The sequence below is a fragment of the Stenotrophomonas sp. 57 genome (genome assembly GCF_030291075.1).
In the GTDB taxonomy this organism is placed as follows: Bacteria; Pseudomonadota; Gammaproteobacteria; order Xanthomonadales; family Xanthomonadaceae; genus Stenotrophomonas.
The window spans coordinates 3,443,925-3,466,871 of record NZ_CP127407.1; the positions used below are offsets into that span (position 1 = coordinate 3,443,925).

20 protein-coding genes are annotated in these 22,947 nt (G+C 66.5%); 10 read left to right on the top strand and 10 right to left on the bottom strand.

Annotation, left to right across the window (positions count from 1 at the left end):
* Positions 1 to 166 precede the first annotated feature (166 nt).
* The 3 genes from otsB to otsA are packed head-to-tail and all read left to right on the top strand — an operon-like array spanning position 167 to position 4,112.
* Positions 167 to 925 (top strand): trehalose-phosphatase, encoded by a 759-nt coding sequence (otsB, locus tag QP512_RS15880; RefSeq protein WP_286069605.1) that lies wholly within the window; start codon positions 167 to 169, stop codon positions 923 to 925.
* Positions 926 to 969: 44 nt separating this feature from the next.
* Positions 970 to 2,751 (top strand): glycoside hydrolase family 15 protein, encoded by a 1,782-nt coding sequence (locus QP512_RS15885; RefSeq protein ID WP_286069606.1) that lies wholly within the window; start codon positions 970 to 972, stop codon positions 2,749 to 2,751.
* Positions 2,748 to 4,112 carry an alpha,alpha-trehalose-phosphate synthase (UDP-forming) gene (otsA, locus tag QP512_RS15890; RefSeq protein WP_286069607.1) on the top strand — a complete coding sequence of 455 codons (1,365 nt, stop codon included), beginning with the start codon at positions 2,748 to 2,750 and terminating at the stop codon, positions 4,110 to 4,112. The genes QP512_RS15885 and otsA overlap by 4 nt, the downstream gene beginning before the upstream one ends.
* Positions 4,113 to 4,164: 52 nt before the next feature.
* On the opposite strand, the gene QP512_RS15895 is transcribed toward otsA, so the two are convergent.
* The 4 genes from QP512_RS15895 to rluD are packed head-to-tail and all read right to left on the bottom strand — an operon-like array spanning position 4,165 to position 6,860.
* A complete protein-coding gene (locus QP512_RS15895) occupies positions 4,165 to 4,602 on the bottom strand; it encodes a thiol-disulfide oxidoreductase DCC family protein (protein WP_286069608.1) in 438 nt (145 codons plus the stop codon).
* Complete coding sequence (locus QP512_RS15900) at positions 4,577 to 5,083, bottom strand: DUF4166 domain-containing protein (RefSeq protein WP_286069609.1); 507 nt, start codon at positions 5,081 to 5,083, stop codon at positions 4,577 to 4,579. The genes QP512_RS15895 and QP512_RS15900 overlap by 26 nt, the downstream gene beginning before the upstream one ends.
* Before the next feature lie 20 nt (positions 5,084 to 5,103).
* On the bottom strand, positions 5,104 to 5,874 hold the full coding sequence (gene pgeF / locus QP512_RS15905) for a peptidoglycan editing factor PgeF (protein WP_286069610.1): 771 nt from the start codon (positions 5,872 to 5,874) through the stop codon (positions 5,104 to 5,106).
* Complete coding sequence (rluD, locus tag QP512_RS15910; protein ID WP_019660164.1) at positions 5,871 to 6,860, bottom strand: 23S rRNA pseudouridine(1911/1915/1917) synthase RluD; 990 nt, start codon at positions 6,858 to 6,860, stop codon at positions 5,871 to 5,873. The genes pgeF and rluD overlap by 4 nt, the downstream gene beginning before the upstream one ends.
* Positions 6,861 to 6,973: 113 nt before the next feature.
* Here rluD and QP512_RS15915 point away from each other — a divergent pair, with 113 nt between their 5' ends.
* Both QP512_RS15915 and QP512_RS15920 read left to right on the top strand, forming a co-directional pair.
* Entirely contained in the window at positions 6,974 to 7,861 is an 888-nt protein-coding gene (locus tag QP512_RS15915) for an outer membrane protein assembly factor BamD (protein ID WP_286069611.1), read from the top strand.
* A gap of 179 nt (positions 7,862 to 8,040) precedes the next feature.
* The gene (locus QP512_RS15920) at positions 8,041 to 9,231 is read left to right on the top strand and encodes a lipase family protein (protein ID WP_286069612.1); all 1,191 of its coding nucleotides are present in this window, start codon (positions 8,041 to 8,043) and stop codon (positions 9,229 to 9,231) included.
* A gap of 81 nt (positions 9,232 to 9,312) precedes the next feature.
* On the opposite strand, the gene QP512_RS15925 is transcribed toward QP512_RS15920, so the two are convergent.
* The 3 genes from QP512_RS15925 to sucC form a co-directional block, all read right to left on the bottom strand.
* The gene (locus tag QP512_RS15925) at positions 9,313 to 10,947 is read right to left on the bottom strand and encodes an NAD+ synthase (RefSeq protein ID WP_286069613.1); all 1,635 of its coding nucleotides are present in this window, start codon (positions 10,945 to 10,947) and stop codon (positions 9,313 to 9,315) included.
* 224 nt (positions 10,948 to 11,171) lie between these two features.
* On the bottom strand, positions 11,172 to 12,047 hold the full coding sequence (gene sucD / locus QP512_RS15930; RefSeq protein ID WP_005410793.1) for a succinate--CoA ligase subunit alpha: 876 nt from the start codon (positions 12,045 to 12,047) through the stop codon (positions 11,172 to 11,174).
* A 21-nt stretch (positions 12,048 to 12,068) separates the two neighbouring features.
* A complete protein-coding gene (gene sucC / locus QP512_RS15935; RefSeq protein WP_004154430.1) occupies positions 12,069 to 13,238 on the bottom strand; it encodes an ADP-forming succinate--CoA ligase subunit beta in 1,170 nt (389 codons plus the stop codon).
* A gap of 357 nt (positions 13,239 to 13,595) precedes the next feature.
* Here sucC and QP512_RS15940 point away from each other — a divergent pair, with 357 nt between their 5' ends.
* Together QP512_RS15940 and QP512_RS15945 are read left to right on the top strand one after the other, a co-directional pair.
* Positions 13,596 to 15,209, top strand: coding sequence for an ATP-binding protein (locus QP512_RS15940; protein ID WP_286069616.1), 1,614 nt, complete (start codon positions 13,596 to 13,598; stop codon positions 15,207 to 15,209).
* Between the two features lie 60 nt (positions 15,210 to 15,269).
* Positions 15,270 to 16,643 carry a sigma-54 dependent transcriptional regulator gene (locus QP512_RS15945; RefSeq protein ID WP_286069617.1) on the top strand — a complete coding sequence of 458 codons (1,374 nt, stop codon included), beginning with the start codon at positions 15,270 to 15,272 and terminating at the stop codon, positions 16,641 to 16,643.
* 176 nt (positions 16,644 to 16,819) lie between these two features.
* Here the strand turns inward: QP512_RS15945 and pilB are convergent, their stop codons facing one another.
* The 3 genes from pilB to QP512_RS15960 form a co-directional block, all read right to left on the bottom strand.
* Complete coding sequence (gene pilB, locus QP512_RS15950; protein WP_286069618.1) at positions 16,820 to 18,550, bottom strand: type IV-A pilus assembly ATPase PilB; 1,731 nt, start codon at positions 18,548 to 18,550, stop codon at positions 16,820 to 16,822.
* A gap of 222 nt (positions 18,551 to 18,772) precedes the next feature.
* Positions 18,773 to 19,180 (bottom strand): pilin, encoded by a 408-nt coding sequence (locus QP512_RS15955; protein ID WP_286072056.1) that lies wholly within the window; start codon positions 19,178 to 19,180, stop codon positions 18,773 to 18,775.
* 152 nt (positions 19,181 to 19,332) lie between these two features.
* Complete coding sequence (locus QP512_RS15960) at positions 19,333 to 19,755, bottom strand: pilin (protein ID WP_049403031.1); 423 nt, start codon at positions 19,753 to 19,755, stop codon at positions 19,333 to 19,335.
* A gap of 352 nt (positions 19,756 to 20,107) precedes the next feature.
* Here QP512_RS15960 and QP512_RS15965 point away from each other — a divergent pair, with 352 nt between their 5' ends.
* The 3 genes from QP512_RS15965 to coaE are packed head-to-tail and all read left to right on the top strand — an operon-like array spanning position 20,108 to position 22,861.
* Positions 20,108 to 21,367, top strand: coding sequence for a type II secretion system F family protein (locus QP512_RS15965; RefSeq protein WP_286069619.1), 1,260 nt, complete (start codon positions 20,108 to 20,110; stop codon positions 21,365 to 21,367).
* Positions 21,368 to 21,374: 7 nt separating this feature from the next.
* Positions 21,375 to 22,238 (top strand): A24 family peptidase, encoded by an 864-nt coding sequence (locus QP512_RS15970; protein WP_286069620.1) that lies wholly within the window; start codon positions 21,375 to 21,377, stop codon positions 22,236 to 22,238.
* An 11-nt stretch (positions 22,239 to 22,249) separates the two neighbouring features.
* Complete coding sequence (gene coaE / locus QP512_RS15975; protein WP_286069621.1) at positions 22,250 to 22,861, top strand: dephospho-CoA kinase; 612 nt, start codon at positions 22,250 to 22,252, stop codon at positions 22,859 to 22,861.
* Positions 22,862 to 22,947 lie beyond the last annotated feature (86 nt).

The window sequence follows — 22,947 nt, forward strand, 5'->3', positions numbered from 1 at the left end:
TGCTCTTCGCGCAGATCGCGAAAATCCCGCGCTGCGCGCGATAGTCGACTAACAGTCGACTCTACCCCGTCGGCACTACCCCGCCGCCGGGTCCAGGGCCGACAGGTCAGTGAACTGTCGCCCTGCCTCGACCTGCCCTACACGCCCACGCTGGCAAGGTGGGGGCATGGCTGAACCGCTCCCCCTGCGTCCGCCACCGCCCTTGTTGGACGACGCCTGCGCGTTGTTCCTCGATGTCGATGGCACCCTGATCGAATTTGCTGCGCGCCCGGATGCCGTGCAGCTGCTGCCGGATGTGCGTGAAGCCATCGGCCGCATCAGCGACCGCCTGGAAGGTGCCGTGGCACTGGTCAGTGGTCGCCCGCTTGAACAGCTGGACCAGCTGTTCGCTCCGCTGCAGCTGCCCGCCGCCGGCCTGCATGGCCACGAACTGCGTGGCCAGGATGGCCGCGTCCTGCGCGACGAGCACGACGACGACACCGCCGAATGGCTGCACGCCCTGCACCAGCAAGCGATGCGTTTCGCCCATGGGCATCCTGGCGTACTGGTCGAGGACAAGGGCGTGGGCCTGGCCCTGCATTGGCGCGGTGCGCCACACGCCGCCCGCGATGTCCGCGCATTCGCCGACCGCCACGTGCGCGGCCGCACCAGCTATCGCCTGCAGCCCGGTGACCACGTGGTCGAGTTCGTTCCCGTCGGCACCGACAAGGGCCGCGCGATACGAAGGATGATGCAATACCTGCCGTTCCGCGGCCGCCTGCCTGTGTTCATGGGCGATGACCTCACCGATGAATTCGGCTTCGATGCTGCCAACGGCCAGCATGGCTGGAGCGTGCTGGTGGGTGAACGTGAACCCAGCGCGGCGGTGTTCGCACTGCCCGACATACGCAGCGTGCACGCCTGGCTGCGTGAGAATGCCTATTGACCCGGCCCCCCCCCCCCACGGCCGCAACCGAGATGTACCGCGTGATGACCCAACCCGATCTTGATCTGGGCGTGGTCGGCAACGGCAGCTTCGGCGCCCTGGTCGACAAACATGCCCGTGTTGTCTGGAGCTGCCTGCCCACCTTCGACGGCGACCCGACGTTCTGCGCCCTGCTGGGTCCCAACCAGCAGACCGGTGGTGACTTCGCCATCGAGCTGGAGGACTTCGCCGACAGCGAGCAGGAATACCTCACCAATACCGCGATCCTGCGCACCGTGCTGCGTGACACGCACGGCGGCGCACTGGAAATCCTGGACTTCGCCCCGCGCTGGCGCCAGAACGACCGCTTCTACCGGCCGGTCAGTCTGATCCGCCAGGTGCGCCCCTTGTCCGGCAGCCCACGCATCACCGTGCGTGCGCGACCGCTGGCGGACTGGGGCGCACGCGTTCCCGAGTCGACCTGGGGCAGCAACCATGTGCGCTGGATCCTGCCCGAACACGTATTGCGGCTCACCACCGACGTGCCGGTGCGCTTCGTGCGTGATGGCCTGCCGTTTGTGCTCAACCATCCGATCCATCTGATCCTGGGCGTGGACGAATCGCTCAACCGTTCGATCAGCGGCTATGTGCAGGAAGCCTTCCAGCGCACCCGCGACTACTGGCGCGAATGGGTGCGCTACCTGTCCATTCCGCTGGAATGGCAGGACGCGGTGATCCGCAGTGCGATCACGCTGAAGCTGTGCCAGTACGAGGACAGCGGCGCGATCATCGCGGCGATGACCACCTCCATTCCGGAAGCGCCCGGCAGCGTGCGCAACTGGGATTACCGCTACTGCTGGCTGCGCGATGCCGCCTTCGTGGTGCGTGCACTGAACCGTCTTGGCGCCACGCGCACGATGGAGCAGTTCCTCGGCTACATCTTCAACCTGGCTACCACCGACGGCACGCTGCAGCCGTTGTATGGCATCGGCTTCGAGGCCAAGCTGGACGAGGACGAGGTGCCCACGCTGTCCGGCTACCGCGGCATGGGCCCGGTGCGCCGTGGCAACCTGGCCTGGGTGCAGCGCCAGCACGATGTGTACGGCAGCGTGGTGTTGGCCTCCACCCAGCTGTTCTTCGACCGCCGCTTGCAGGACCCGGGTGACGCACACACCTTCGCCCGCCTTGAACCGCTCGGCGAGCAGGCCTTCGCCCTGCATGACGTACCCGATGCAGGCCTGTGGGAGTTCCGCGGCCGTACCGAGGTGCACACCTATACCAGCGCGATGTGCTGGGCGGCCTGCGACCGTCTGTGCAAGATCGCCGTGCGCCTGAAGCGCGACGACCGGGCGCACTATTGGCGCGAGCGCGCCGACACCATCCACGCGCGCATCATGGCTGAAGCCTGGAGCGACGAGCTTGGCCACTTCACCGATACCTTCGGTGGTCACCGACTGGACGCCTCCTTGCTGCTGCTGGCCGATATCGGCTTCATCGATGCACTGGACGCCCGTTTCATCGCGACCGTCGAAGCCATCGGCCGCGACCTCAAGCATGGCAACTCGCTGTACCGCTATGTGGCACCGGATGACTTCGGCGAACCGGAAACCAGCTTCACCATCTGCACGTTCTGGTACATCGATGCGCTGGCCGCGATCGGGCGTCTGGATGAGGCACGCGAGATGTTCGAGACGTTGCTGAAGCAGCGCAACCACCTGGGCCTGCTGTCGGAGGACTTGGCCTTCGACAGCGGCGAGGCCTGGGGCAATTTCCCGCAGACCTATTCGCACGTCGGCCTGATCACCGCCGCGATGCGCCTGTCGCGATCCTGGCAGGAGGCGTCGTGAGCCGTCTGGTTGTGGTTTCAAACCGTGTAGCCGTGCCCGGCGAAAACCGTGCCGGCGGCCTGGCGGTCGGCCTGCTTGCCGCGCTGAAGGAACGCGGCGGGATGTGGTTCGGCTGGAGCGGCAAGAGCGTGCGCGATGGCAGTGGCACGCTGCACACGCAGAAGGACGGCGACATCGAATTCGTCACCCTGGACCTGAGCAAGCGCGAGGTGGATGGCTACTACAACGGCTTCGCCAACCGCACCTTGTGGCCGCTGCTGCACTTCCGCCTCGACCTGGTCGACTACGACCGCGGTACCCGCGAGACGTACCACAAGGTCAACGCGCTGTTCGCCGACAAGCTCGCACCGTTGCTGCGCGAAGACGACATCCTCTGGATCCACGACTACCACCTGATCCCGCTCGGCGCGCTGCTGCGCGAGCGTGGCATCGGCTGCCGCATCGGCTTCTTCCTGCACATCCCGATGCCCTCGGCCGACCTGCTGCAGGCCATGCCCGATCACCTGCGGCTGTTCTCCGCGCTGTACGCCTACGATCTGGTCGGCTTCCAGACCCAGCGCGATGCCGATCGCTTCCAGACTTACCTGCGCCTGTTCGGCGGCGGCCGCGTGCTCGACAACGGCGAACTGGAAGCGCCCGGTGGGCGCCGGTTCCGTGCGGCCGCCTTCCCGATCGGCATCGACACCGAGCTGATCGCGCGGCAGGCAGGTACCGCCGCGGCCAAGGCGGCTGTGAAGAACCTGCGCGCCAGCCTGCGCGACCGCCAGCTGGCGATCGGCGTCGACCGCCTGGACTATTCCAAGGGCCTGCCCGAACGCTTCCTCGGCTTCGAGCGCTACCTGGAGCGCCATCCGGACCAGCGCGGTTCGCTGACCTACCTGCAGATCGCCCCGGTCTCGCGGGGTGATGTCACCGAGTACCGGCAACTGCGCAGCCAGCTGGAGCAGATCGCCGGCCACATCAACGGCGGCCACGCCGAGCCGGACTGGACGCCGCTGCGCTACGTCAACCAGAACTTCACCCATGCCACCCTCACCGGCTTCTACCGGGCGGCGGCGGTGGGCCTGGTCACCCCGCTGCGCGATGGCATGAACCTGGTGGCCAAGGAATACGTGGCCTCGCAGGACCCGGACGATCCCGGCGTGCTGGTGCTGTCGCTGCTGGCCGGCGCCGCCGACGAACTGAAGCAGGCGCTGCTGGTGAACCCGCACGATCTGGACGGCGTGGCCGACGCCATCGCCACGGCCGCAACGATGTCGCTGCACAGGCGCAAGGAACGCTGGCACGCAATGATGGAGCACCTGCGCACCTACGACATCAACCACTGGCGGCGCAGCTATCTGGACGTGCTGGAGGGCTGACGAGGCCGCCCCTGTAGCGTCGAGCTTGCTCGACGCTACAGAAGACAGGCGATCAATCCAGGAGCCGCGCGAGGTGTTCCGGCGCCGGCAGGTGGCACGCATCATGCCTGCCAAACCAGCGGTAGCGGTTGCGCGCCAGCACGCGATACGCGGCATCCCGCCAGCCGCGCGGCACTGACCGCAGCACGCAGGTCAGGCGCCAGGCACCGCCCAGTCCCGCCAACACGCGCAGGATCGCACCGGTATCGGTCCACGCGCCCTGCGTATCCAGCAGCAGGAACGAGGCCGGGTCCTGCGGGTCCAGCCCGTGCGTGCGCAGCAGTGCGCTGCCCTGCGCGCCCTGCATCGCTGCGAAGCGGTAGCGCCCGTTGCGGTCGAAACGCAGCAGGAACCGCACCCATCGGCTGCACAGCGCGCAGACGCCGTCGAACACGATCACCGCGCTGCCGCCATCGGCAGCCGCCTCACTGCGGTTCGAGCCAGCCTTCATAGCGGATCAGCGCTCCCACCCAGGGCAAAGTCACATCGACCAGGAAAGTGTAGCGCTCACCCTGCCAGGCTTCACGGCAGCGCACGCCACCAAACCAGCGCCCCGGTAGCGGCAGCAGCCCGAACGCCCAGACCCGGCGCACCGACCAGTCGATGCCACCCTCGCGGGCCTGCAGGTCGAATTCGAAGCGCACCGCGCCCAGATGCTCGCGCAGGTATCCCTCATGCGCCCACAGCCGCGACACCATCGGCAAGCGACCAAAGCGCCGCGCCCATTGTTCGCCCTGCCCGTGTGTGCTGAATACCACTTCGGTTGGCAGCGCGTCGCCGCTCTTCGGCAACCGTGCCACTGCGGCCAGCAGCGGCACCAGCCCGTGACGCCCGCGCTGGATCCGCGCCTTCCCCACGTAGCGGCACGGCTGTGGTGCGGCGTGCAGCGCCTGCACCGGCGGTGCCAGGGTGGCGAAGGCCGGCCCCAGCACCCGTGCAAACAGGGGCGTAGTCAGGGTGCGATCCAGGCCAACGTCGCCATGCGTCCGGTGCGGCGGTCGCGCCGGTGCGAGTACAGGTCCGGATCGGCCATGGTCGACACCGTGCCGCCGTATACCTGCGCCGGGTCCATGCCCGCCGCCTGCAGGCGCTGGCGGGCCAACGCGAACAGATCCACCTTCCAATGACCTGCGCGGGTCGCTGCGAACGCCACCTCGGCGGCCGGATCGTGTCCGACGAAGGCGTGGTAGACCTCTTCACCGATCTCGTAACCGGCCGGCCCGGCGGCCGGTCCCAGCCAGGCGCGCAACTGCGCCGGCGGCGTCTGCATGGCCGCCACGGTGGCCTCCAGCATGCCGTCGGCCAGGCCACGCCAGCCGGCGTGCGCCGCGCCCACCTCACTGCCATCGGCGGCGGCGAACACCACCGGCAGGCAGTCGGCGGTCAGGATCGCCAGCACCACGCCGGGCACCGAGGTCACCGCGGCGTCGGCCACCGGCTCGGCGGCACCCGGCACCGGCGGCGCGTTGAAGCGCAGCACGGTGCTGCTGTGCACCTGGCGCAGCCAGTGCGGTGCCGACGGCAACGCCAGCCCCTGCTGCAGCAGCTGGCGGTTGTGCTCGACGTTGGCCGGGGTGTCACCCTCGGCCGCGTGCCGGTTGCCCAGGTTGAACTGCGCGAACGGTGCCGGCGAGATGCCCGCGCCATGCCGGCGCGTGGTCAGCGCGTGGACGCCCGGAGGCGCCGGCCAGTCGGCCTGCAGCAACGGCAGCGCGGTGGTCACCAGCGGTCCCGCTCGCGCGCGGCGAAGGCTTCGCTGTCTTCGCGCAGCACCTTCATCAGGTGCAGCATGTCCTCGGGCACCGGCGCGGTATTGCGCACCGGCTCACCGGTGATCGGGTGGGTGAACTCCAGGGTCTCGGCATGCAGGGCCTGGCGCTTGAAGCCGCGCAGCGCGGCCACCAGCTCGTCGCTTGCGCCCTTGGGCAGCTTCAGCGCACCGCCGTACAGCGGGTCACCGATGATCGGATGGCGCACGTGCGCCATGTGCACGCGGATCTGGTGGGTACGCCCGGTTTCCAGGCGGCACTCCAGCGCGGTGTGCGCACGGAAGCGCTCGCGCAGTCGGTAGTGGGTGATCGCCTCCTTGCCGTCCTCGCGCACCGCCATCTTCAGGCGGTCGCGCGGATGGCGGTCGATCGGGGCATCGGCGGTGCCACCGGCCACCAGCGCACCCATCACGATCGCCAGGTACTGGCGATGCACGTCGCGTGCGGCCAGCTGCTCGACCAGCGCGGTCTGCGCTTCCAGGGTCTTGGCCACCACCATCACGCCGCTGGTGTCCTTGTCCAGGCGATGCACGATGCCAGCGCGCGGCAGCACCGCAACCGACGGGTCGCGGAACAGCAGGGCATTGACCAGGGTGCCGCTGTGGTTGCCGGCCCCCGGATGCACCACCAGGCCGACCGGCTTGTTGATCACCAGCAGGTGCTCATCCTCGAACAGCACGTCCAGCGGGATGTCCTCCGGCTGGGCGTCGGTCTGGGTTTCCAGCACCACGTTGAGGGTCACCACCTCGCCGCCGCGCAGCGGATCGCGCGGGCGCACCTGGGCGCCATCCAGCAGCACCTCCCCGGCCTTGATCCACTCGGTCAGGCGCGAACGCGAGTATTCGGGGAACAGTTCGGCCACGACGGCGTCGAAACGGCGGCCGGCAGCGGTGTCGGGGACGATGGCCTGGCGGGCCGATTCAGAGGGTTGTTCAGACATGGCAGGGGGCATTCTTTGAAATTTTGGGGTCCCGGCGGCCGGTTTCAGTCGCTGGACAGGACACTAGGCTATCATCGACCCTTCGTATTCCAGCCGCGTCCCGCCTCGACCTCATGATCCGACGCTCCTCCATGCTCTCCGCGCCCGTCCGCCTCACCGCCCTGCTGCTGGTGCTGGTCATCGCCGCCACCGGCTGCCACCGTGGCGCCAAGAAGGGCGATCGGCCCGATGAAGGGACGCCGGTCGAACAGTTGTACGAGAAGAGCCACAAGCTTATGCAGGGTGGCAACTGGAGCGGGGCTGAATCCAGTTTCCGCCGCCTGGTGGCCCAGTATCCGTACGGTCCGTACACCGAACAGGCGATGATCGAAACCGCCTACGCGCAGTACAAGGCCGGCAAGCACGATGATGCGGTGTCCAGCATCGACCGCTTCATCCGTACCTACCCGACCCACCGCAACATCGCGTACATGTACTACCTGCGCGGCCTGGCCAACTCCAACCGCAGTACGGTTTTCCTGCGTCGCGTATGGTCCCTGGACGCCAGCCGCCGTGATCTGTCCACGCCGCACCAGGCGTATTCGGACTTCAACATTGTGGTTGACCGTTACCCGAACAGCCGCTACGCCGCCGATGCACGCCAGCGCATGCTGGAACTGCGTGACGTGTTTGCCCAGCACGAGCTGGACAACGCCCTGTACTACATGCGCCGCGGCGCCTGGGTCTCGGCCGTCGGCCGCGCCAACTACCTGCTGGAAACCTATCCGCAGAGCGCGTTCCAGTACGACGCCGTGGCCGTCCTGGCCGATTCCTACACCCACCTGGGCAACAAGACCCTGGCCGACGACGCCCGCCGCGTCCTGCAGCTGAACCAGCCGGACCACCCGTGGCTGGAAGGCAAGTGGCCGAAGTACCCGTGGATGATCCGCAAGCTGAACCCGTTCGCCGGCGAGAAGTCCGCCAGCACCGGCCAGCGCAACGCGCGACTGGAAAAGAAATAAGAAAGCAGAGGGCCCCGCAAGGGGCCCTTTCTTTGTGGGTAGGTCCACGCCATGCGTGAATGGTTCGCTGGCGCTAGGAATACTACGAATTCCCTGCCGTTGCGATGCCGTTCCCAGACCGCACGCGCACCGCCCTCCACACTCCGGCGCACGGCCATTTCCGCCTGTCTGGAGTCCACATGTCCCCATCCGTTTTCCGCACCCGCCCGTTGCTGGCCGCCGTCACCGCTGCCCTGCTGGGCCTGCCCATCGCCGTCCAGGCCGCAGAGCCGGGCGAGCTGCTCAGCGCAGCGCCCTATCGTGCCGCCTGGGTGCCCTCCAAGGCATCCCAGGCGTACCTGCTCAGCTACCGCACGCCCGATCATCACGGCCGGTTGGCGCAGGGCACCGGTCTGCTCTACCTGCCGGCAGGCACGGCGCCAGCGGGCGGCTGGCCGGTTGTTTCCTGGGCACATGGCACCCAGGGCATCGCCGATCACTGCGCGCCCTCGGTCTCCGGCCCCTACCAACCCGAACGCGACGGGCGCTTCCTCGATCAGTTCCTGGCACAGGGCTACGCCGTCGTCGCCGCGGACTACCAAGGCCTCGGAACTCCAGGCGACCATGCCTACCTGCACGTGCGCACTGCCGCGCGCAACGCCATCGATCTCGTCAAGGCCAGCCACCAGTTACTCGGCAACCGCCTTTCCCCCCGCTGGGTCTCGGTGGGTCATTCACAGGGCGGCGCCGCCGCGCTCACTGCAGGCTACCTCGCGCCCACCTACGGTGGGGCGTCGTTGCGTTACCGCGGCAGCTTCACCACGGGAACACCCACCGCCGTGGAGCTGACCGCCCTGGTGATGAAGCCGGACAACCGCGTCGCCAATCCCGGCGCGCTCAACGCGTATCACGCTTATCTGCTCGACGGCCTGTTGCAGGTTGCACCGCAGGTCGACCGCGTCCTCAGCGATGAAGGCCGCGCGCGGGTTGCGCTGGCGCGCCAGCAATGCCTGGGCGAGCTGGCGGCCACATTGGAGGGGGCCGATACCGGGTCGATGTTCAGCGCACCACTGACCAGCGTGCCCGGCATCTGGGTTTTGCTTTACGACTATCTGGGCGTACCACGCCGCGGTTTCAGCCAGCCGTTGATGCTGGGCCATGGCAGCGAAGACCGCGATGTGCCTTATCTGACCACCCTGCTGTATGCCGCAGGCCTGACCCTGCGAGGCGAGCCGGTAGCATTCCGTCGATATCCGGTTGACCATCGAGGCACGCTGGATGCAGCGGCTGCGGATGGGCTGGCGTTCGTACGCGCTCGCCTGGCGGATGCCCGTTTCGACGAAGCCGCCGAAGGCATCGGCCTGGAAAAACTGCTGGACGCCGCGCAGTAGTTCCACGCCCTGCGTGGATGATCGTCGAACACCGTGCGGACCAAGGTCCGCACCTACCCGGGAAGGGGGGCCGGGCCACCCTTACCCCTTGTAGCCGTTGCTGATCGGGTAACGACGCTCGCGGCCGAACGCGCGACGCGAGACCTTGGGCCCCGGTGCGGCCTGGTGCCGCTTCCACTCGCTGATGCGCACCAGGCGCAGCACGCGGTCAACCACGGCCGCGTCGTAACCGGCGGCGACGATCTCCCCGCGCGACTGTTCCTGATCGATGTAGCGGTACAGGATGCCGTCCAGCACGTCATAGGCCGGCAGGGAGTCCTGGTCCAGCTGGTTCTCGCGCAGTTCGGCCGACGGCGGGCGGCTGATCACCGCCGGCGGGATGACCGGTGCACCACCCACTGTATTGCGCCACTTCGACAGGCCGAACACTTCGGTCTTGTACAGGTCCTTCAGCGGCGCATAGCCACCGCACATGTCGCCGTAGATGGTGGCGTAGCCGACCGCGTACTCGCTCTTGTTGCCGGTGGTCAGCAACAGGCCGCCGAACTTGTTGGCCAACGCCATCAGGATCACCCCGCGGCTGCGCGACTGCAGGTTTTCTTCGGTCACGTCCGGCGCGGTGCCTTCGAACATCGGCGCCAGCGATTCCATCAGGCCCTTGAACGCCGGCTCGATCGAGACCGCCTCCAGCTTCACCCCCAGCGCCCGGCACTGCTCGGCGGCCAGATCATTGGACAGGCCGGCGGTGTAGCGCGACGGCAGGCGCACGGCCGTGACGTTCTCGGCGCCCATCGCGTCCACTGCCAACGCCAGCACCAGCGCCGAATCGATGCCACCGGACAGCCCCAGCCACACCTTCCTGAAGCCATTCTTGCGGCAGTAGTCCTGGATGCCACGGGTAACGGCGCGCCAGGCCAGCGCGTCCATGCTCTCGTCGCCGTCGTCCATCCACACATGCGGCATGAAGCGGCGGGTTTCGCCGTCGTACTCCACCACCAGCCACTGGTCGACGAACGCCGCCGCCGCCGGATGCACGGTACCGTCGCCATCGGCCACCACCGAGGCGCCATCGAACACCAGCGCGTCCTGGCCGCCCACCACGTTGAGGTAGGCGATCGCCGCCCCGCTCTCGCGGGTGCGTGCGGCCAGCACCGCGTCGCGCTGGGCGTGCTTGCCGCGCTCGTAAGGCGAGGCGTTGGGCACCACCACCAGCTGCGCACCGGCGCGCACGGTGTCGGCCAGCGGCTCGGCAAACCACAGGTCTTCGCAGATCAGCAGGCCGACCGGAATGCCATTGACCTCGAACACGCAGCTGCCGCCGTCCGGATCGATATCGAAGTAGCGGCGTTCGTCGAACACGGCGTAATTGGGCAACTCACGCTTGCGGTAGGTCTGCTCGACCAGGCCATCGCGCAGCACGCTGGCCGCGTTGTAGACCACCGCGCCAGCCGCCTGCGGCCAGCCGACCACGGCGGTGATGCCACGGCAGGCCGCAGCGATGCGGGTCATCGCCTGCTCGCACTCGTACAGGAAGCCCGGGCGCAGCAGCAGGTCTTCCGGCGGATAACCACTCACCGCCAGCTCGGGGAACATCACCAGCTCGGCGCCGTACTCATCGCGCGCCTGGCCGATCATCTCGATGATGCGCTCGGTGTTGCCGGCGACATCGCCGACCGGGAAGTCGAACTGCGCCATCGCGATGCGGATCGAAGCCATGGGAATCCAGCCTGTGGTTGCAATGCCGCCATTGTAACGCTGCGCCATGCGCCCGCCGGGGGCGTTCACTGCGTGGACAGCCCCGGCTCAGTAGATCCACGCCGTGCGTGGATGGGCCGACCAGGCGGCCGCCAGACGCAGAAAAGCCGCCCGAGGGCGGCTTTTCCAAAGCAAGCCGAGCGTGGGCTCGGCTCTACAGAATCGGCTGCCAGAGGCAGTCGTTCTTATTTCACCAGCTTGGCGATGGCAGCGCCCAGGTCGCCCGGCGAGCGGACGGTGACGACACCGGCAGCTTCCATGGCGGCGAACTTGCCTTCGGCCGTGCCCTTGCCGCCCGAGGCGATCGCACCGGCGTGGCCCATGCGCTTGCCGGCCGGAGCCGACGCACCGGCGATGAAACCGACGACCGGCTTCTTCACGTGGTTCTTGATGTACTCGGCACCGGCTTCCTCGGCGTCACCGCCGATTTCGCCAACCATGATGATGCCTTCGGTCTGCGGGTCTTCGTTGAACAGCTTCAGGCAGTCGACGAAGTTCAGGCCGTTGATCGGGTCACCACCGATGCCGATGCAGGTGGACTGGCCCAGGCCGACTTCGGTGGTCTGCTTGACCGCTTCATAGGTCAGGGTGCCCGAACGCGACACGATGCCGATCTTGCCCGGCTGATGGATGTGGCCCGGCATGATGCCGATCTTGCACTCACCCGGGGTGATGACGCCCGGGCAGTTCGGCCCGATCAGCACGGTGTCCGGATGCGAACGGGTCAGCACGTTCTTGACGCGCAGCATGTCCAGCACCGGGATGCCTTCGGTGATGCAGACGATGACCTTGATGCCGGCAGCAGCGGCTTCCAGGATCGCGTCAGCCGCGTACGGCGGCGGCACGTAGATGACCGAGGCATTGGCGCCGGTGCTCTGCACGGCGTCGGCCACGGTGTTGAAGACCGGCAGGTCGATATGGGTGGTGCCACCCTTGCCCGGGGTCACGCCGCCGACAACCTGGGTGCCGTACTCGATCATCTGAGTGGCGTGGAAGGTGCCCTGCTGGCCGGTGAAGCCCTGCACGATCACCTTGGTGTTCTTGTTGATCAAAACAGACATTGGAATTCCTTGGTGTCGGTATCAGGCGGCGTTCTTGACAGCTTCAACGATCTTCTTGGCGCCATCGTTGATGTTGTCAGCCGGGATGATGGCCATGCCGCTGTCACGCAGCAGCTGCTTGCCTTCTTCCACGTTGGTGCCTTCCAGGCGCACCACGACCGGAACCTTGACGCCCACTTCCTTCACGGCGGCGATGATGCCTTCGGCAATCATGTCGCAGCGGACGATGCCGCCGAAGATGTTGACGAAGATGCCTTCGACCTTGTCCGAGGACAGGATCAGCTTGAAGGCTTCGATGACGCGCTGCTTGTTGGCACCGCCGCCCACGTCCAGGAAGTTCGCCGGCTCGCCGCCGTTGAGCTTGATGACGTCCATGGTGGCCATGGCCAGGCCGGCGCCGTTCACCATGCAGCCGATGTTGCCGTCCATGGTGACGTAGTTGATGTCCAGCTCCGAAGCGATCACTTCGGTCGGATCTTCCTGGGTCTTGTCGCGCATGGCGACCAGGGCCTTCTGGCGGAACGCGGCGTTGTCGTCGCTGTCGAACTTGCCGTCCAGCGCGTACAGGTTGCCGTCGTCCAGGATGGCCAGCGGGTTGATTTCAACCAGGGCCAGGTCCTTTTCGTTGAACAGGCGGTACAGGTTCACCATGATGCTGGCGAACTGGCCGGCCTGCTTGGCGGTCAGGCCCAGCTTGAAGCCGAAATCACGGCCGTGGTAACCCTGCACGCCTTCGACGAAGTCGACGTTCAGCGAGTGGATCAGCTCCGGGGTTTCAGCAGCGACCTGCTCGATTTCCACGCCGCCTTCCGAAGAGGCGATGTAGGTGATGGTCTTGGTACCACGGTCGACCAGCACCGACAGGTACAGTTCCTTGACGATCTCGCCGGCGGTGGTCACCAGCACCAGGTTGACCGGCAGTTCAACGCCTGCGGTCTGGTAGGTGGCCATCTTGGTGCCGAGCATCTTGGCCGCAGCGGCCTTCACATCGTCGGTGGTCTTGCAGAACTTGACGCCGCCAGCCTTGCCGCGGCCGCCAGCGTGGATCTGCGCCTTGACCATCCAGGGGCCCTGGCCCAGGGAGTTGGCAGCGGCAACCGCTTCGTCCGGGGTCGCAGCGACCTTGCCGGCCGGGACCGGGATGCCGTACTCGGCAAGCAGTTGTTTTGACTGGTATTCGTGGAAATTCATGCGTCACCGTGGGAATAGGAACGACCGCACGCAATTCCTCAGGGCCCCGGCGGGGCGCCGGCATGGACCGCGGCGGGCCCACTATTGTGGCCGAGCCAGCGCCGGGGCGCAAAGAAGTCTGTACAAAACGCCAGACGCGGGCGGATTTTCGCGGTCATTCAGGCAGTTGCGCCCAGGCCGGGGCTGGCCACCAGTGTCCGCACCGTGCCAAATGCGCGATCCGGCTCACGTCGGCGGCACCCGGCCGGGGGCCCTATACTGGCCTTCGCAAACGCGACGTGCCGGCCCGGCATCAGGGGACGCCGGCCAGGCCCGCCGCAGAATCCACACCCAGGCAGCCAGAAGGGGAGTTCCGGCGTGTCACCCAGTGCTTCATTGATCGACCGCATCGAATCGATTCCGCGGCGTGAGCTGTATTTCTTCGCGCTGTACCGGGTGCTGATCGCTACGGTCATCGCCGCCCTGCTCTACAGCCCCTTGTCGGCCCTTGTCGGGGAAGCTCATCACCCGCGGCTGGCCGATGTCGTTGCGGTCATCTACCTGGCCCTGTCGCTGCTGGCCCTGGTGGTCGGCCGCAACGAACGCTGGCTGCGCCCGATCGTGGTCAGCGGCGTACTGGTGGATATCGTCGCCGCCACCCTGCTGTCGCACGCCCTGCCCGGCGCCAGTGCCGGCATCTCGATGTCGCTGCTGTTCAACATCGCCGCGGCCGCCACCCTGCTGCCGCTCAGCCTGGGGCTGGGCCTGGCACTGGCCGCCAGCCTGGCCACCGGCGTGGAGTACACCTGGAAGCTGCTGGAAGGCGGCGACCCCACCCGCACCCTGGCCGAACTGGCGATGTTCGCCACCAGCTACCTGGCACTGGCCTTCATCAGCTACCAGGTGGGCAACCGCGCCCGCCGCAACCAGCAGCTGGCCAATCAGCGCGGCGATGAAGTGGCCAATCTGTTCCAGATCAACGAACTGATCATCCGCCGCATGCGCACCGGCGTGCTGGTGGTGGACGCCGACAACCGCATCACCCTGGCCAACGAAGCCGCCTCGATGCTGCTGGGCGACAATGAGGGCAACGGCGAAAGCGGACGCCTGGACCTGGCCAGCGCCGCGCCGGAACTGGCGCGCCGCCTGCAGCGCTGGCGCAATGGCTGGGCGCAGGACGAACTGCCGCTGCAGCTCAACCCCGACCAGCCGGAAGTGCAGCCGCGCTTCGCCCGCCTGCTGGCAGGCAGCGACCTTGCGCTGGTGTTCCTGGATGATTCCAGCGTGGTGTCGCGCCGCGCCGAATCGCTCACCCTGTCGGCCATGGGCCGCTTCTCGGCCAGCCTCGCCCACGAGATCCGCAACCCACTGGCGGCGATCAACTATGCCGTGCAGCTGCTTGAGGAAGGTACCGGCTTCAACGAGAGTGACCGCCGCCTGCTGCAGATCATCCGCCAGCAGTGCCAGCGCACCAACGGCATCGTCGAAAGCGTGCTGGGCCTGGCTCGGCGCGAACGCGCCACGCCCGAGAACGTGGACCTGGCCGCCTTCGTGCGCCGCTTCGTGCTGGAGTACAAGCAGGGCCAGACCCTGGAGACCGACAGCATCGAACCGATCATCAATGACAGTTCGGTGATGGCCCAGGTTGACGCGAAGCATCTCTACCAGGTGCTGACCGTGCTGGTGCACAACGCACTGAAGTACGGCCGCATCGGCCAGCAACCGGCGCGGGTGCGGCTGCGCGTGGCCCAGCACGAACGCAGCGCGGTGATCGACGTGATGGACCGTGGCCCGGGCATCCCCGAGAGCGTGGCCGCGCAGTTGTTCCGGCCCTTCTTCACCACGTCCGAGCATGGCACCGGGCTGGGCCTGTACATCGCACGCGAGCTGTGCCGCGCCAACCAGGCCCGCCTGGACTACATCGCGGTGCCGGCCGGTGGCTCCTGCTTCCGCCTGGTGCTACCCGGCCCGCATACGCTGCTGCCCAGCTGATTCCCACTCTGTGCGTCAAACATTTGTCGCTTCCAACCGCCTCGTTTATCTTTCACGCCCATGAATGAAACCCGCAGCGCCCTCGTCGTCGACGACGAACGCGACATCCGCGAACTGCTGGTGCTGACCCTCGGCCGCATGGGGCTGCGCATCAGTACCGCCGCCAACCTGGCCGAGGCACGTGAGCTGCTGGCTAGCAATCCGTACGACCTGTGCATCACCGACATGCGCCTGCCGGACGGCAACGGGATCGAGCTGGTCAGCGAAATCGCCCAGCACTACCCGCGCACGCCGGTGGCGATGATCACCGCCTTCGGCAGCATGGATCTGGCGGTGGAGGCGCTGAAGGCCGGTGCCTTCGACTTCGTCAGCAAGCCAGTGGACATCTCGGTGCTGCGTGGGCTGGTCAAGCACGCGCTGGAACTCAACAACAGCGAACGCCCTGCGCCCGGCCCCGCCACCGAACAGGCAGCGCGCCTGCTCGGCGCTTCGCCGGCCATGGACGTACTGCGCACCACCATCAGCAAGGTCGCGCGCAGCCAGGCGCCGGTCTACATCCTCGGTGAATCCGGGGTTGGCAAGGAGCTGGTCGCTCGCACGATCCACGCCCAGGGTGCGCGTGCGGCAGGGCCGTTCGTGCCGGTCAACTGCGGCGCCATTCCCGGCGAGTTGATGGAGAGCGAGTTCTTCGGCCACCGCAAGGGCAGCTTCAGCGGCGCCCACGCCGACAAGCCCGGCCTGTTCCAGGCGGCACACGGCGGCACCCTGTTCCTGGACGAAGTGGCCGAACTGCCGCTGCAGATGCAGGTGAAGCTGCTGCGCGCGATCCAGGAGAAGTCGGTGCGCGCGGTGGGCGCGGCCAACGAAGAGCCGGTGGACGTCCGCATCCTCTCGGCCACCCACAAGGACCTGGCCGAACTGGTCGAGGACGGGCGCTTCCGCCACGATCTGTACTACCGCATCAACGTGATCGAGTTGAAAGTGCCGCCGCTGCGCGAGCGCCGCCAGGACCTGCCGGAACTGGCCGCCGCCGTGCTGGCCCGATTGGCCCGCAGCCACGGCCGCGCCACCCCGCTGCTGGCGCCGTCCGCGCTGGAGGCGCTGGCCCACTATGCGTTCCCGGGCAATGTGCGCGAGCTGGAGAACATCCTGGAACGCGCGCTGGCACTGGCCGAAGAAGACCGCATCGGTGCCGATGACCTGCGCCTGCCGCAGCACGCGCCGCGTACGCCGGGCAGTGCCGCGCCCGCCGAAGCGGTAGCGGACCTGCAGCCGGGCAGCGCCGCCCTGCCCTCGTATATCGAGCAGCTTGAACGCAGCGCCATCCAGCGTGCGCTGGAAGAGAACCGCTGGAACAAGACCCGTACCGCCGCGCAGCTGGGCATCACCTTCCGTGCGCTGCGCTACAAGCTGAAAAAACTGGGGATGGAGTAAGGGCCGAACGGCCCGGGCAGGCGCCAACCCTGCTTGGGGTTGCGCCGCCGCGCCATCCACGCATGGCGTGGATCTGCTTTGCACTGCGGGGCATCCACGCATGGGGAGCTACTGTAGAGCCGAGCCCACGCTCGGCTGCTCTCCGGGCCATCAGCCGGGCATGGCCCGGCTCCACCTCAATCCTTGGTCACGCGATTGATCTCGGCCAGGCTGGTGATACCTGCCGCGGCCTTCTTCAATGCCGACTGGCGCAGGTCATTCACCCCGATCTGCTGCGCCGCCTCGGCAATCTGCAGCGCATTGCCCCCGGCCAGCACGATGGTGGCGATCTCATCGGTCATCGGCATGACCTGGTAGATGCCGGTTCGGCCCTTGTAGCCCTCGGTACATTCGTCGCAGCCAACGGCCTCGTACAGTTCGATACCCGCATCCAGCTGCGCCTGGGTGAAGCCTTCGGCCAGCAGGGCATGTGCGGGAAACTCCGAACGCCTCTTGCAGTTGCCGCACAGCCGGCGCGCCAATCGCTGGGCGATCACCAGCGTCACCGAACTGGTGATGTTGTAGGGCGCGATTCCCATGTTCATCAAACGCGCGATGGTCTGCGGCGCGTCGTTGGTATGCAGCGTGGACAGCACCATATGGCCGGTCTGCGCCGCCTTGATCGCGATCTCGGCGGTCTCCAGGTCGCGGATTTCGCCGACCATGATGATGTCCGGATCCTGTCGCAGGAACGAGCGCAGTGCCGCAGCGAAGGTCATGCCGCGCTTGTTGTTCTGCTGCACCTGGTTGACGCCGGGCAGGCGGATTTCCACTGGATCTTCGGCAGTGGAAATGTTGCGCGTCTCATCGTTGAGGATGCCCAGCGCGGTGTACAGCGACACGGTCTTGCCCGAACCGGTCGGGCCGGTCACCAGCACCATGCCGTAGGGCTTGTGGATGGCATCCAGGAACAGCTTCTGCTGGTCCGGCTCGTAACCCAGCTTGTCGATGCCCAGCTTGGCCGCACTGCCATCGAGGATACGCAGCACCACCTTCTCGCCGAACAGGGTCGGCAGCGTGCTGACGCGGAAGTCGATCTGCTTGGTCTTGGACAGGTTGAGCTTGATGCGCCCGTCCTGCGGCACGCGCTTCTCGGCGATGTCCAGCTGCGCCATCACCTTCAGGCGCGCGGCAATGCGCTGGTTCAACTTCACCGGCGCGCGCGCCACCATTTTCAGCAGGCCGTCGATGCGCAGGCGCACGCGGTAGTCGTCTTCGTAGGGCTCGAAATGGATGTCCGAGGCACCCTTGCGGATCGCGTCCACCAGCACCTTGTTGACGAACTTCACCACCGGGGTGTCGTCGCCCTTGGCGTCGATGCCGGCGTCGCTGCTGGCACCGAGATCCTCGTCGCCGGCCGCCACGTCCAGATTGCCCATGCCCTCGTCGTCGCCCCCCAGCGCGTCGCCGATCGCGTCGTGGCTGGCATGCCACTGCTCCAGCGTGCGACGGATCTGGTCTTCATCGACCAGGATGGGCTCGACCACCAGATTGGTGTGGAACTTGATCTCGTCCAGCGAGTGGGTCGGGTTGCTGGTGCCGACGAACAGCCTGCCACCGCGCTTGAACAGCGGCAGCACGTTGTGCTTGCGCAGCAGCTCCTCGCTGACCAGGTTCATCGCGTTCTGGCTGGCGTCGAAGGTGGACACGTCGAAAAGCGGCATGCCGAACTCGACCGCGTTGGCGGCGGCCAGCTGCGAGGCATTGACCAGCTTGTTCTGCGCGAACCACGTTGGCAGTGGCTGGCGGGCGGCCGCGGCCTTGGCCATGGCGTCGCGGGCGGAGGCCTCGTCCAGGGCCCCGTCCTGCACCAGGCGACGGGCCAGGCCGGTGATGCCGACAAGATTGGCGGTGGTGACAGCGTTCATATGAATCCTTGGCTCATGGGGTCATGCCATGCCGTGCGTCTTGCACGGACACCGCACGGGGCAGCAGAACCCGCCGCGACCCAACGGCCACCGGCATCGCCAATCCATGAGCAACACTGCCTTGCCCGGCATTCCCGGCCTGGCAGGCACGATCCTGACTCCCCCGGGGATGATAGCCCCGTCAAGGGCCGGCCAGCATCCCATTGAAGCGCTGAAATGTGATCAGCAGCCGGTCGGACGATAGCGCGCTTCGAACGCGCTGCCATCGCAGCTCCAGATGCCCTCGGCGGAGCGGCGCAGGATCAGGTCCTTGCCGTCCAGCGCGCTGTGGCCTTTCAAGGTGCAGCTGATGTGGCCGACGCCGGATTCGCTGAGCTCGGCTTCGACCTTGGAGCAGTGGGCGTTCTGGGCACCGCCGATAAGTTGAGGTGTGACCTCACTGACAGGACGTCCCTGATAGACAACGATCTCCACCAGCGTCTTGCCAGGGCTGATGTCGGCCAGCGCGGCCGTCAACTGGGTGCGAACGATGTAAGGCTGAAATGCCACCATTGCGATCGCGGCAAGTATGGCAATGATGGCCACCACGATCATCAGCTCGATGAGCGTGAAGCCCTTCTGTGTGTTCATGACTCCCCCTGTTTGATCCAGCAATCCCCATTGCTGCGTCATGACTGGACCTCGTGCTCCAGTCAGCACAAGGCCCGCCGAAGCGGGCCCTGTGTTCATCGTACGAAAGACCCAGGACCAATAGCCCACATGCCTTTCGTCAATGGTATGGATCAGCTGCAGCCCTTCGGCTTGAACTTTTCCTTGACGTCGGTGGTGACGCAAGTAAAGCCACCTGCAGTAGCTGTTGCGCCCGAGCCAGAGGCTTCTGCGTAGTTCAGCGCGATGCTGGAAGCATCACCGATACGGCCCGGCTCGCGGATCGTGCAGGTCATACCCGTCGCGGCAACAGCGATCTTCGAGCACGCGCCAGTGTTGTCGGCTTGGAAGCCAGAGTTGGCCACGGTCGGGGTGCCACCGTCGCTGACGACCATCTCGAACTGGGTCTTGTGCGAGGCCAGATCGGCCAGCGCAGCGGTGACCTTCGACTTCGAGGTGTAGTCCTGGTAAGCCGGCAGTGCGATGGCGGCCAGGATGGCGATGATCGCGACGACGATCATCAGTTCGATAAGGGTGAAGCCCTTCTGGTTCTTCATTGGTACATCCCCAAGATAGTGGTGGTTGAGTTCAGTGCACGGGATCGGACCGGACAGCGCCGGTTGAGCGGGCCCCATGCCCTGCGGGTGGATCAACGCAGGTTGCGTGCCAACCCCGGCACGCCTCCCCCTGGATTTCCCCGCGCCCATGATGGCAGCAATTTCGAGGATGGGAACCCCCCGCTTCCGAATCTGCGATGGACGCGGCAATGTGACGCAGTGCGTCACCTTTGGTCGGCACCCGGCACGAAATCGCACGCTGGGCCGCCTGCCAACTGCCCATCCGGCCTTGAACCCGCTACCATCGATGGCTAGTTACCCGCCTGGGGATGGCGGGTCTTGGGGAGCCAACATGTCTGTCAGTCGCAGTGCGATCAAGAAAGAGCCGGTGGCGCGCGCCACCATGGAGCTGCAGCCGTTTGTCTGGGAGGGGACCGACAAGCGGGGCGTGAAGATGAAGGGCGAGCAGCTGGCCAAGAACGCCAACCTGCTGCGCGCCGAACTGCGCCGCCAGGGCATAAACCCGGGCCAGGTCAAGCCCAAGTCGAAACCGCTGTTCGGTGCCGCCGGCAGCCCGGTCAAGCCCAAGGACATCGCCTTCTTCAGCCGGCAGATGGCCACGATGATGAAATCCGGCGTGCCGATCGTGTCGGCGCTGGACATCATCGCCAGCGGGCACAAGAACCCGCGGATGAAGAAGATGGTCGATACCATCCGCACCGACATCGAGGGCGGCTCCTCCATGTACGAGGCGGTCAGCAAGCATCCGGTGCAGTTCGATGAGCTGTACCGCAACCTGGTGCGGGCCGGCGAAGGCGCTGGCGTGCTGGAAACCGTGCTGGACACGGTGGCCACCTACAAGGAAAACATCGAAGCGCTGAAGGGCAAGATCAAGAAGGCGCTGTTCTACCCGATCATGGTGGTGGTGGTGGCCATGCTGGTCAGCGGCATCATGCTGGTGTTCGTGGTGCCGCAGTTCGAGGACGTGTTCAAGAGCTTCGGCGCTGACCTTCCCGCCTTCACCCAGATGGTGGTGAACCTGTCGAGATTCATGGTGTCGTGGTGGTGGCTGATGCTGCTGATCGCGATCGGCACCGCGGTCGGTGCGATCATGGCCTACAAGCGCTCACCGAAGATGCAGCACGCGATGGACCGGTTCGTGCTGAAGGTTCCGGTGATCGGGCAGATCATGCACAACAGCGCCATCGCCCGCTTCTCGCGTACCACCGCGGTGACCTTCAAGGCCGGCGTCCCGCTGGTGGAGGCGCTGGGCATCGTGGCCGGCGCCACCGGCAATACCGTGTACGAGGAGGCGGTGCTGCGCATGCGCGACGACGTCTCGGTGGGTTACCCGGTGAACATGTCGATGAAGCAGACCAACCTGTTCCCGCACATGGTCATCCAGATGACCGGCATCGGCGAAGAAGCCGGCGCCTTGGACGCCATGCTGTTCAAGGTGGCTGAGTACTACGAGCAGGAGGTCAACAATTCGGTGGATGCCCTGAGCAGCCTGCTGGAGCCGATGATCATGGTGTTCATTGGTACCATTGTGGGCGGCATGGTGATTGCCATGTATCTTCCCATCTTCAAACTCGGCGCCGTCGTCGGATAACACATACATGGCTTTTCTCGACCAGCATCCCGGCCTCGGCTACCCTGCCGCGGCCGCCCTGGGACTGCTGCTGGGCAGTTTCCTGAACGTTGTCATCCTGCGCCTGCCCAAGCGGCTGGAATGGCAGTGGAAGCGCGATGCGCGCGAGGTCCTGGAGGAACCGGACTTCTATGAACCGCCCCCACCGGGGATCGTGGTCGAGCCGTCGCACTGCCCGCACTGCAAGCACAAGCTGAGCTGGTACGAGAACATCCCGTTGTTCAGCTGGATCATCCAGGGTGGCAAGTGCCGTCACTGCAAGGCACCGATCTCGCTGCAGTACCCGCTGGTGGAGGCGCTGACCTCGGTGCTGGTGCTGGCCTGCGTGTGGCAGTTCGGCTTCGGCTGGCAGGGCTTCGGCGCCATCGTGCTGACCTGCTTCCTGATCGCCCTTTCCGGCATCGACCTGCGCACGCAGCTGCTGCCCGACCAGCTCACCCTGCCGCTGATGTGGCTGGGGCTGATAGGCAACATCGACAATCTGTACATGCCGGCCAAGCCCGCACTGGTCGGTGCGGCGGTGGGTTATCTGTCGCTGTGGATGGTCTGGTGGCTGTTCAAGCAGCTGACCGGCAAGGAAGGCATGGGCCACGGCGATTTCAAGCTGCTGGCGGCGCTCGGCGCCTGGTGCGGCCTGAAGGGCATCCTGCCGATCATCCTGCTGTCGTCGGTGCTGGGCGCCATCATCGGCTCGATCTGGCTGTACAGCCGCGGCCGTGACCGTGCCACGCCGATTCCGTTCGGCCCCTACCTGGCCATTGCCGGCTGGTTGTACTTCATGTGGGGTGCACCGCTGGTAGAGCAGTACATGGTGATGAGCGGGCTGCGCTGAGGGGAGTCCCCATGAGCCGCTATGTGGTTGGCCTGACCGGTGGCATCGCCGCCGGCAAGAGTGAGGTGACCCGGCGCTTCGAGGCGCTGGGGATCGTGGTGTCCGACGCCGACCTGGCCGCCCGGGCCGTGGTCGCCGCCGGCAGCCCCGCCCTGGCCCGTATCGCCGAGCGCTTCGGCGCCGATATGTTGCTGGCCGATGGCGGCCTTGACCGGGCCCGCCTGCGCGCCCACGTCTTCGCCGACCCGGCCGAACGCGCGGCGCTGGAAGCCATCACCCACCCGGCCATCCGCCTGCTGATGCAGCAGCAGTGCGAACAGGCTGAAAGCGCCTATGCGATTGCCGCGATTCCGCTGCTGACCGAGGTCGGTGGGCGAATGGCCTACCCATGGCTGGACCGGGTGCTGCTGGTGGATGCGCCCGAAACCGTGCAACACGCCCGTCTGATGCAGCGCGACGGCATTGATGCCGCGCTGGCCGACCGGATGATTGCCGCCCAGGCCAGCCGCGCGCAGCGGCTTGCGCTGGCCGATGACGTGGTGGTCAATGATGGGCAGCCGGAGGACCTGCAGGCACAGGTGGAAGCCCTGCACGCACGGTACCTGGGGCTGGCTGGGGGCTGAGGCCGGGTTGCCGGCCAGCGGCCGGCATCACCGGAATGCATCCACGTGTGGCGCGGATCTACTGGTGCGCTCATCCACACGTGGCG